Below are 10998 nucleotides of genomic sequence, written 5' to 3' on the forward strand. Positions count from 1 at the left end.
AATGTCACCCTCTCATCGGGCGAGGCGATTGGCTTATTTGCCCAAAAATCGGGGATGAAACTATTTGCCAACCAAGGTGATATCGACCTGCAAGCCCAAAATGCCAACCTCAATATGGCTGCCAAGCAAGATATCAAAGTGGATAGTGTCGATGGCAAAGTCACCATTACCGCCAAAGACAACCTCACCCTTATTTGTGGTGGCTCTTATATCAAAATCAGCAGTGAAGGCATTGAACTTGGCACACAGGATAATATTTATCTTAAATGTAATGTGTTCCAGAAGATGGGGCCAGCGAGTAATCAATTATCAGCAAAACTAAATAACAAGAATAAAGAGCTCGAAGTCTTATTAAAAAAACATGTATCGTTTAACTCGAAAGGCTTTTCGGCATAAGGAATAAGGTAATAAACATGACCATAAAAAAAATCGATAATTTCAACTTTCCCGTGGGTGAAAAACAACTCAGCCAAGACGCTTATTATAAAGCGTTAGCAGAAGCAAGTAGTGGCTTTTATCCATTTGGTGAAAATGGGATATGGCATGGGGGGTTCCATATTGATGAAGGGGTACTAAAGAAAGTTGATAATGACGGTAAATTGCGTTGTATGGCTCATGGCGAAGTGGTTGCTTATCGAGTCGATGATATTTACCATAAAATAGTCTATCTGGACAATGTTGAGCTAAAAACGCCTTATAAAGAACAGCAAAAAGTGGCGTATTTCTCAACGGGATTTACCTTAGTTAGACACCTGTTACAAATGCCAAAAATTACAGACTCAACCGACACGCCACCCTCAATAACCTTATACAGTTTATATATGCATCAGCTAGATTGGTATGGTTATCAGCAAAAAATTCAGGAAAATAGTAGTCAGGTTGATTATCCTTGTTATTGGCAAGTGGGAGCAGGAAAAGTTGATGAAAAAAAAACAGAAACCATTGCGGGTAGCGTGATACGGGAAAAAGGAAGTGGTACAAAAGTTGTTGGCTTATTACTAAAGAGTAGTAAAGTTCGTTTAGGTGAACAAAAAGAGGGTAAGCCTGGTTGGTATAAAATTGTGTCAATAACCACCGGCACGGTGGTAACGCCAAATGGGTTTCAAACTGAATTGGGCAATATTACTGGTTATGTTTGGCATAAAGATATTGGCGCCACAGCCGCCGACAGACCGACAGGAAAGACAGCGGAAGCTAATAAAGACTATGAAATCTGCAAGGAAGATAATAAAAAAGTTGGCGACCCCGAAGTTGAAGTAAAAGGCCTTGCTGTTTATGGCGCTGCTAATGAAACTCAAAAGTTAACGTATTTACCTCAAACGGCAACGTTTGAATTGGATGGACAAGAAAATGGTTATGCTAAAATCCGTAAAATTGATAATTGTGATGTGCCGGCGGTATTGGTTGCTGAAAATGGCGGGAATGATGCGCCACATAAGGGGTATGTCAAATTAACCTCACTGATAATTACCCAGCTTAAACCTGAAAAATTAGATAAAGTCGTGGTATTAAAAACGCCTGTACCAATTAATAAAGGCGACTTTATAGGTTATATCGGCCATAATGTCAGCCAATCCCAACGTTTTGACGAGCCTAAAGAAGCGCCGTTATCGAACATGAAACGGGCGTTAGACAATCAATTACCGCAAATGGCACATATTGAATTATTGACCTGTGATGATTTGCCTGCGTTTATCACTAAAACCCGAGCCTTAGCGGACAAGTTGCCTGAAAGTGAAAAGACTATCATATTAGTTGAAAAAGAGGCGCAATTAGTTCAAGCCGCTAAACCAGCAGGTTGGTTAAGCTCTGAGGTGGCGATTCATTTTACCGACACTACCGAGAGCTACTATATTAAAATCAAACCGGTCTATACCGTCAATCTTCCCTCAAGATTTTTTCATGCTTCAACCGAGCAGCCGTTATTCGACACTGAGATTGGCAAGGTGATTAATGGCATTAATGGAAAGATACAGGCAAAAAGCTCGTCACCGCAACCGTACACCTTAACCACAAGTGAGAAAAAGTATGTAATGCAGAAGTACCCAGAATTAACCGAGGCAGATATACCCGATAAAGTTGAGTTAATTGCTGGCGGAAAGGGACAAAATACGACTTCGCCGAGTGCAGATTCTGAACCTGCGCATGATGATGATTTTTTCACTATTCGCTTTATGATTGAAAACAAGCCGTACTGGATAGCCGCCAGTAAAGTCTTACACCTTAATGGCGAAGATGGGCAACTCAATTCAAGCGTAAGTTATTGGCGTGATTTTCCGTTATCATTAGATAACAGCCTTTCTCCTCAAGAAAGGAAACGTAATACGGTATGTTTCCCTCGTACCGTGTCCCTAATTTCATTAGAGAATGACGGCTTGATAGCGATAGAGGATGAAAACACAAAATGGGCCCAAGTGACGGCACTTGATGAGCAAATGCTACCGATACATGGTTGGGTGAATATAAAAGACAATGCACAAGCGCATATCAAACGGCGTAGTCCATGGCACTGGCCTGGGTTTGACACGATAGAAGAAAAAGCCACAGTAGGTGAATTATCAGATAAGGTTGGCAAGAATAAAGTAGCTAAATTGGATTTAGCCGATTACACGCCAGCGATGAGAGCGCTACACCAAATTTTGACAGGGACACTGATATATTCAACACAACGGAAAAAGAACCTACCGCCGCCGACTTTTACGGATAAGGATTTAAAAGAAGGATTACGCAGAAGCTGGACAGCGGAGCTGATAGGGCATTTACTGGTGAAATATGAAAGCGAATGGTATGCCGATGAAGCGTTAAGCAAATGGAATGAAATTGATGACTTATTTGAAGAAGAAAAACAACAACAAAAAGCACTTATTGAAGCGGGATTAGATGAGCTTGGTATCACCGAGCCTTACCTCCGTGATTTTGCTTTAAAAATGGTGGATGAAGCATTTAAATACATCCAAACAAACTGGAAAATAGAAAAAGCACAACGCATTAAACCATCACTGTGGTGGAAACAAGTGGCACAGGCGCAAGCTCAAAATCAAAATCAAACAACCAGCACAGAACAAAGCAATGCGAATACTAATACACCAAAACTATCCAATCTATCCGCAGACGGCAAGGCTTGGTTTATTCATCCGGTGGCGATGGTGGATTATTTTAATATTAGAAGTACTGAAATTATTTTCCCATTAAAAGTAAAACCAATAAACAATTTTGATATGCAATTTGGTAAAAGATTTAATTGGACTAAAAATAATAATCAAACAATGTTTGGATCGAATCGTAGTGGTGGTAAAAGGAAACATGCGGGACGAGATCTATATACTGAACCTAACGCAGAAATTGTTGCAATATGTGATGGTGTTGTACTACAAATTAGTGGATTTTATTCAGAAACCGATCAAATAACAATAAAACATAAAACGAGTAATGGACGTCAATTTATTATTCGTTATGGCGAGGTAGATCATAAAAGTATTAATGTTAAAGTTGGCGATGTTGTTAAGCAAGGTACTGTACTTGCAAAAACAGGATTATTATTAAAAGAACTCAAAGTTGGTGAAAAAAGTGGCCATACCATTGAAATTAAAATTAATTCTAAACAAACGAAAAAATATAGACCATTATTAACTATTGATGGTCACGTTATTTATATGTTGCATTTAGAATATTATTCAGGTGAAAACGGTTTAGATTTAAAAAATCCATTAACTAATAGAGCAAACTTGCCATACCAGAGGCGTGCAGATTTATTAGACCCTCTAGAATTATTAAAAGAAGGATACCGTAATTCATTTTCATCTGAACCTCAATAATTTGGAGGAGTAAAATGTTAAAATTTTTGTATATAAATTTATTTATAATTTTATTGCCTTATGTCGCTTATGCATCAGATATTAATTTGGCTAAAAATAATTATTATATGTTGATGAAGGATAATTTAAGTGAGCAACTTCTACAAACAAAAGAAGGCAAGTTATTAGTTACAAAATTAGATAATCTGATTTTTTTGAATCAAGATAAAATAGTTCTTTGGGGATGCGATTTTAAACAAATGAAAGAAAGTTGGGAAGATATCAATAAGCAATTAAATCAAAGTGATTTTTTTAAAGATTATGATAATGAGTTAAGAAAACATCATTTAACCTTCAGAAATTTTATCAAAGTTTATACTAATGATAGAAATAGTTCATCAAATATTTGTAATAGCAGTGATCATATGAATATTATTTTACTTGATAATAATAATCTAATGATACCTTACGAAAATGAATTGATTTTTTTTAAGCGTTTATCAGAAGAACAAGAAAATAATATCAATAATTATCATAATAATGTTAAATGCCTTGAAACTAAACGAGTTGACATGGATATTACTGATATTTGTTATTATCAAAACATGACAATATTGGATGTATATGAAGCAATGAGTTTTGATCCTTCAAATTTATTTAGAAAAAAAATCAAACAGGGGGAAGATTTTTCGGATATTTACGAAGATGATTATATGAGAGTTGAAGTTGAATATAAATGGAAAGGGAAAAATAAGCTAGAGATTGCCCAATATTTCGATGGTGGAGAGACTTATTACACATTTGTTAATCAAGGAAATAGAACAAAATTAATAACCAAACTTTCGCCAGATTAAAAAATGATACAAAATGGTAGTTTTTAGTGGATTAAGGTTACTCGGAGATAATAAGTAAAGTCTGCTGATACAAGGTTGGGGGAATATAGAAGAAAATATGTAAGAGCATATAAAAGTTGTTAGCCCTTGGCTCTGGTCTGGTTTTGAAACGATAGAAGAAAAAGCCACGGTAGGTGAATTATCAGATAAGGTTGGCAAGAATAAAGTAGCTAAATTGGATTTAGCCGATTACACGCCAGCGATGAGAGCGCTACACCAAATTTTGACAGGGACACTGATATATTCAACACAACGGAAAAAGAACCTACCGCCACCGACTTTTACGGATAGAGATTTAAAGGAAGGATTACGCCGAAGCTGGACAGCGGAGCTGATAGGGCATTTACTGGTAAAATATGAAAGTGAATGGTATGCCGATGAAGCGTTAAGCAAATGGAACGAAATTGATGACTTATTTGAAGAAGAAAAGCAACAACAAAAAGAGCTTATTGAAGCGGGATTAGATGAGCTAGGCATCACCGAGCCTTACCTACGTGATTTTGCCTTAGACGTGGTGGACGAAGCGCATAAACATGTCAAATCAAACTGGCAACTAGAAAAAGCACAACGCATTAAACCATCACTGTGGTGGCAACAAGTGGCACAAGCACAGGCGCAAGCTCAAGCTCAAAATCAAACAACTAGCACAGAACAAAGCGATGCCAATACCCCTAAACTGACCAATCTATCAACTGACGGCAAGGCATGGTTTATTCATCCTGTGGCGATGGTGGATTATTTTTCAGGAAACACTGTCCTTTTCAAAAAGGGGGATAAAGATGAAATTATTCGGGAAATTAATATCAGACTTGCTGGATTTGGTGGCAATGTGCCAACAGATGAATTTACCGAAAGAACCGAAAATATGATCAAACAGTTTCAACGTGATTATATGCAAGTCGAGGAAACGGGCGTTGTGGATATGAATGTGATAAAGGCTATAGATGAGTTTTCTGTTAAATATGATTTACCAAGCAATGAATGGGTAAAAAAACCTCCTACTGATGACGAACAAATGTTTTGTCCCTGTGGATTGTGTGATGGATTTGGTAAAAGTAGACATAAAGATATGTACTACGGTGTAAAATTAGAAGCAACTCATAGGTATGAGTATCCTGGTATACACAGATCATTATTATGGGCATTAAAAGCCGTAATATTTTACTTACAAAAAGAAAATTCAGTTTATAGTTTTAGAAAAATTTCATCAGGATATAGGTGTTATGATCGAAATCTTCAAACAAATAGACGAACTACAAACCATAAAGGAAAAGCTTTAGATATACATTTTAATAAAAATGGTGTCAGGACAAGATCATGCGACGATATGAATAAGTTGAGGAAAGATATTTTTAATAAATATTTAGGAGCAAAATGGGATTGGCTAGCCGGTCAAGAAAATATGTTTAATTTAGAATCAGCTAGAAAAGGAGCAACGAGTTGGGTACATTATGATGTAAGACAGTTTGATCAAATTTATTTAAAAGATGAATATTTTTGTAAAGATTCTGAAACGTTAAATGGTAAGCCATTGGCTCATTATTGCAAAAATAGCTAATAAATAATTTTAGGATATATTATGATAAATAACTATATAATTTATTTAGTATTCTGTGTAATTCCTTTTTTTGCATATGCACAAGAACCCCCTATTCAACAAAATAATAAAAATCCCTGTTTTGAAAAAAGCACAGATACTTTACCATTAAATAAAGCACATAAAAATAAACAATATAATTTAACCAGTAATGAAAATTGTAAGATTAAAGATTTGGCATCATGGAATTGTGAAATAGATTTTCGTTATATACCTCTACCATCAAAAAATGACATTAATATGATTTTGGTACCACAGGATTGTGGTGATTTTCCTTACAGACTTTATTTATTGACAATAAAAGATAATCAAATACGATCAGATTTATACGTTGAAGGTGAATGGTACGAACCAGGAAATAATGAAAATCTAATTGAAAAAACATATTTTACTATCTCAAAGGATTTTATCATTACCGTTACAACAGAATATGATAATAATTTAACAATTAAGCATTATTATTTAAATCAAGATGGATACCTTAAAGAAAAAACCAACAATAATTAAATACATTTTATTTTTATCATTCCTGAATTTTATTACGTCATCAGTCATAGTTGATGAAAAAATCTTCGGATAATTGGCGAATTATTTATGGTTTGTGCTAAATGTTACGTTATCGAGTGCAGATTCTGAGCCTGTAAATGATGAGGGTTTTTATACTATTCGCTTTATGATTGAAAACAAGCCGTACTGGATAGCCGCCAGTAAAGTCTTACACCTTAATGGCGAAGATGGGCAACTCAATTCAAGCGTAAGTTATTGGCGTGATTTTCCGTTATCATTAGATAACAGCCTTTCGCCTCAAGAAAAGAAACGTAATACGGTATGTTATCCTAGAACCGTGTCCCTCATTTCATTAGAAAATGACGGCTTGATAGCGATAGAGGATGAAAACACAACCTGGGCACAAGTGACGGCACTTGATGAGCAAATGCTACCAATACAAGGTTGGGTGAATATAAAAGACAATGCACAAGCGCATATCAAACGGCGTAGTCCATGGCACTGGCCTGGGTTTGAAACGATAGAAGAAAAAGCAACAACAAGTGAATTAACAAAGAAACTTAGTACAAACCGAAGTACAAGGCTAGATATTGAAGATTGTACAGAAGCGATGTTAACGGTACTACGAATCTTAGCGCAATCTGGCTATAATCATTATTTATGGAAATTTCTACCAGATAAGGGAAAAAATAAAGTCAAAGAGTTTTTACAATTATTAGAAATAAATAATAAGAATCCATTTACCAAAGAACAATTCAAAGCGGCGTTACGAACAAGTTGGACGGCGGAGTTGATAGGGCATTTACTGGTAAAATATGAAAGTGAATGGTATGCCGATGAAGCGTTAAGCAAATGGAACGAAATTGATGACTTATTTGAAGAAGAAAAGCAACAACAAAAAGAGCTTATTGAAGCGGGATTAGATGAGCTAGGCATCACCGAGCCTTACCTACGTGATTTTGCCTTAGACGTGGTGGACGAAGCGCATAAACATGTCAAATCAAACTGGCAACTAGAAAAAGAGCAACGCATTAAACCGTCACTGTGGTGGCAACAAGTGGCACAAGCACAGGCGCAAGCTCAAGCTCAAAATCAAACAACTAGCACAGAACAAAGCGATGCCAATACCCCTAAACTGACCAATCTATCAACTGACGGCAAAGCATGGTTTATTCATCCTGTGGCGATGGTGGATTATTTTTCAGGAAACACTGTCCTTTTCAAAAAGGGGGATAAAGATGACATTATTCGGGAAATTAATATCAGACTTGCTGGATTTGGTGGCAATGTGCCAACAGATGAATTTACCGAAAGAACCGAAAATATGATCAAACAGTTTCAACGTGATTATATGCAAGTCGACGAAACGGGCGTAGTGGATATGAATGTAATAAAAGCGATTGATGAATTTCAGGAGGAATATGCAATCAATAATACAATTTGGCTACAACTTAAATGTAAATGTTCCCCTAAAAAATGTAGTGGATTTGGTAATGGTTTAGGAACAAATACTTCACCAGAACGATATAATACTTATGAATTTCCTGGTATACACAGATCATTATTATTTGGTCTTTGTGCATTAAACTTTTATTTAGCTAGACAAGATGTTTATAAATTTAGATTAATTTCATCTGGTTATCGCTGTCATTCCCACACAGATGGAAAAACAGCTAATCACAGAGGAAAAGCATTAGATATTCAATTTTATAAAGGTACATGGGCTATCGGAGGACTAAATAAAAATAATATTGCACCTTTACTATATATTCGTGATAACTTTTTTAAGACTTATCTTAACGCACAAGATAATTGGAAGGAAAAGAACCTTTTTACAACAGAACCAATAGGCTTGGATGCCAATGACAAACCTATAATTGGATATACTTATAGTTGGATTCATATGGATGTTAGATCATTTGAAAAACAATATTTATTAGATGAATATTTTTGTACTGATGCTACTACTTTAAATAAAGAAAAATTAATTACACTTATTAATAAATAACCTAAATAAATTATAAAAGAGGTTAATAATGTTAAAAATTACAACTAGATTTATCTTTGTATGTTTGTATTGTTTTTTTCCATTAATGACAAATGCTAATGAGATAAAATGGCAATTAGTTGATATCACTTATTTATCAGATCATTCAATTCAAATCGAAAAATTACTGGCACTACTTGAAGGAACAAAAAATATATCAGTTAAAAGTTCAAATAATAAACTAATAATTGACGAACATAATGTGATTGAAGTACGAGAAACAAAAGAAAAATTATCACCAAATGTTCATAGCTTATTGCAAGAAGAATTAGAACGTTTAAATTTAACTGATAATAAACAAAAAAAACAATATTTTAAATTTATGACTTTGCCACAACAGTATAATTTAAACCAATCTTTGGCACTTATGTCTGATTATCTCTTTTTATTTAGTAATGACGAATTTATTTTAACCTTTAAAGATAAACAAAAAATACATCATGATTTTTCGGATTTATATAACAAATTCAATACAGCTAATCTACCATTAGCCAATCGCTACTTTCCCCCAGATGAAAAAGATGGTTTTTTGTCCATGCCCGATGAATTTAATTATTTTTTAAAAGGGATGATAGATGATGGTAATTTGGAAGCAATAAAATTAAAAACAGACAAAGAAACAAAATTGATATTATTATCTTCATATTCCATTGCTGGTTATCCTAAATTATCATTAATCAGCTTATCAGATGATTTAAATATTATTGATAGATTAGAAATAGGCGAAAATTATGAGATGGAAGAAGGAGTAACTTTGATTGAATATGCTATTGATAAGAATTACCTTGTTACTCTTAATAAGGTTGAATATCGAGATAATAACTTACCTAAATTATTAGATAAAACAAATTATATCATTAATAATAAAGGAAAATTTATTAAAGTAGAAAAATAAAAACAGCTGCTTTCCTAACGAGGTTATTAATGTGGCTATATTTGAACTAAACATTTTAACGGAATAACGAAAAAAGCTGACATTTTCACCGAAACATTTAATTTTTTATTATTAGTTGATTATGAAAGTGAATGTTATGCGGATTTAAGTAAATGGAAACAGATAGTCCAATTATTTGAAGAAGAAAAACAACAAAAAGCACTTATTGAAGCGGGATTAGATGAGCTTGGCATCACCGAGCCTTACCTCCGTGATTTTGCCTTAGACGTGGTGGACGAAGCGCATGAACATGTCAAATCAAACTGGCAACTAGAAAAAGCACAGCGCATTAAACCGTCACTGTGGTGGAAACAAGTGACACAGGCACAAGCCCAAAATCAAACAACTAGCACAGGACAAAGCGATGCGAATACTAATACACCGAAACTATCCAATCTATCAACTGACGGCAAGGCGTGGTTTATTTATCCGGTAGCGATGGTGGATTATTTTAATATTAGAAGTACTGAAATTATTTTCCCATTAAAAGTAAAACCAATAAACAATTTTGATATGCAATTTGGTAAAAGATTTAATTGGACTAAAAATGATAATCAAACAATGTTTGGATCGAATCGTAGTGGTGGTAAAAGGAAACATGCGGGACGAGATCTATATACTGAACCTAACGCAGAAATTGTTGCAATATGTGATGGTGTTGTATTAGATATTAGAGATTTTTATTGTAAAACTCATCAGATAACGATCAAGCATCATACCAATAGTGGACGAGAATTTATTATTCGCTATGGTGAAGTAAATAAGTCAAGTATTAAAAACCTCAAAGTTGGCGATTCTGTTGAGCAAGGTACTGTACTTGCAAAAACAGGTAAGTTACTAAATGATGACGATACTCCATTAATGGTCTTATCCGGAAAAATTATTTACATGTTGCATTTAGAATATTATTCAGGTGAAAGTGGGTTAAATTTGAAAAAGCCATTAAGTAATAAAGCGAATAAACCTTATGAAAGACGCAAAGATTTATTAGATCCACTGGAGCTTTTAAAGCAGGGATATCGAAATTCATTTGGGGAAGAACCTCAATAAATTAGGAGTGGAAAAATGAAAAATTTCTTGTTTGGATGTATTTTAATGTTTTTAGTACCATATTTTACTTATGCATCTAATGATAATCATTATTATTTGTTAGGGGCTGTTGATCTTTGCTGTACATAAATTACTCAACAATACATTGGCAGCCACATTAACATAAATGCCAGTGA

8 protein-coding genes are annotated in these 10998 nt (G+C 34.5%); all 8 read left to right on the forward strand.

Annotation, left to right across the window (positions count from 1 at the left end; translation table 11 throughout):
• Positions 1-396, forward strand: a 396-nt coding sequence (locus tag ACGH6Q_RS11355; protein ID WP_411592851.1) for a DUF2345 domain-containing protein, incomplete at its 5' end; no start/stop codon positions are given.
• A 17-nt stretch (positions 397-413) separates the two neighbouring features.
• Positions 414-3815 carry a M23 family metallopeptidase gene (locus ACGH6Q_RS11360; RefSeq protein ID WP_411592852.1) on the forward strand — a complete coding sequence of 1134 codons (3402 nt, stop codon included), beginning with the start codon at positions 414-416 and terminating at the stop codon, positions 3813-3815.
• Between the two features lie 14 nt (positions 3816-3829).
• Complete coding sequence (locus tag ACGH6Q_RS11365) at positions 3830-4648, forward strand: hypothetical protein (RefSeq protein WP_411592853.1); 819 nt, start codon at positions 3830-3832, stop codon at positions 4646-4648.
• Between the two features lie 214 nt (positions 4649-4862).
• The gene (locus ACGH6Q_RS11370) at positions 4863-6245 is read left to right on the forward strand and encodes a peptidoglycan-binding domain-containing protein (RefSeq protein WP_411592854.1); all 1383 of its coding nucleotides are present in this window, start codon (positions 4863-4865) and stop codon (positions 6243-6245) included.
• Positions 6246-6266: 21 nt separating this feature from the next.
• Positions 6267-6791, forward strand: coding sequence for a hypothetical protein (locus tag ACGH6Q_RS11375; RefSeq protein WP_085166143.1), 525 nt, complete (start codon positions 6267-6269; stop codon positions 6789-6791).
• Positions 6792-6864: 73 nt separating this feature from the next.
• Positions 6865-8799: a peptidoglycan-binding domain-containing protein gene (locus ACGH6Q_RS11380; protein ID WP_411592855.1), complete on the forward strand. Its 1935-nt coding sequence runs from the start codon at positions 6865-6867 to the stop codon at positions 8797-8799.
• 28 nt (positions 8800-8827) lie between these two features.
• Positions 8828-9733: a hypothetical protein gene (locus ACGH6Q_RS11385; RefSeq protein WP_411592856.1), complete on the forward strand. Its 906-nt coding sequence runs from the start codon at positions 8828-8830 to the stop codon at positions 9731-9733.
• Positions 9734-10000: 267 nt separating this feature from the next.
• Positions 10001-10822: a M23 family metallopeptidase gene (locus ACGH6Q_RS11390; RefSeq protein WP_411592857.1), complete on the forward strand. Its 822-nt coding sequence runs from the start codon at positions 10001-10003 to the stop codon at positions 10820-10822.
• The last annotated feature ends 176 nt before the right edge of the window (positions 10823-10998 follow it).

This window comes from Gilliamella sp. BG2 (genome assembly GCF_046635645.1).
In the GTDB taxonomy this organism is placed as follows: domain Bacteria; phylum Pseudomonadota; class Gammaproteobacteria; order Enterobacterales; family Orbaceae; genus Gilliamella; species Gilliamella bombi.

Excerpts from the sequence above, each read along its gene's own strand:
- ACGH6Q_RS11360 (WP_411592852.1), top strand. The coding sequence starts at position 414 with ATGACCATAAAAAAAATCGATAATTTCAACTTTCCCGTGGGTGAAAAA.
- ACGH6Q_RS11365 (WP_411592853.1), top strand. The coding sequence starts at position 3,830 with ATGTTAAAATTTTTGTATATAAATTTATTTATAATTTTATTGCCTTAT.
- ACGH6Q_RS11375 (WP_085166143.1), top strand. The coding sequence starts at position 6,267 with ATGATAAATAACTATATAATTTATTTAGTATTCTGTGTAATTCCTTTT.
- ACGH6Q_RS11385 (WP_411592856.1), top strand. The coding sequence starts at position 8,828 with ATGTTAAAAATTACAACTAGATTTATCTTTGTATGTTTGTATTGTTTT.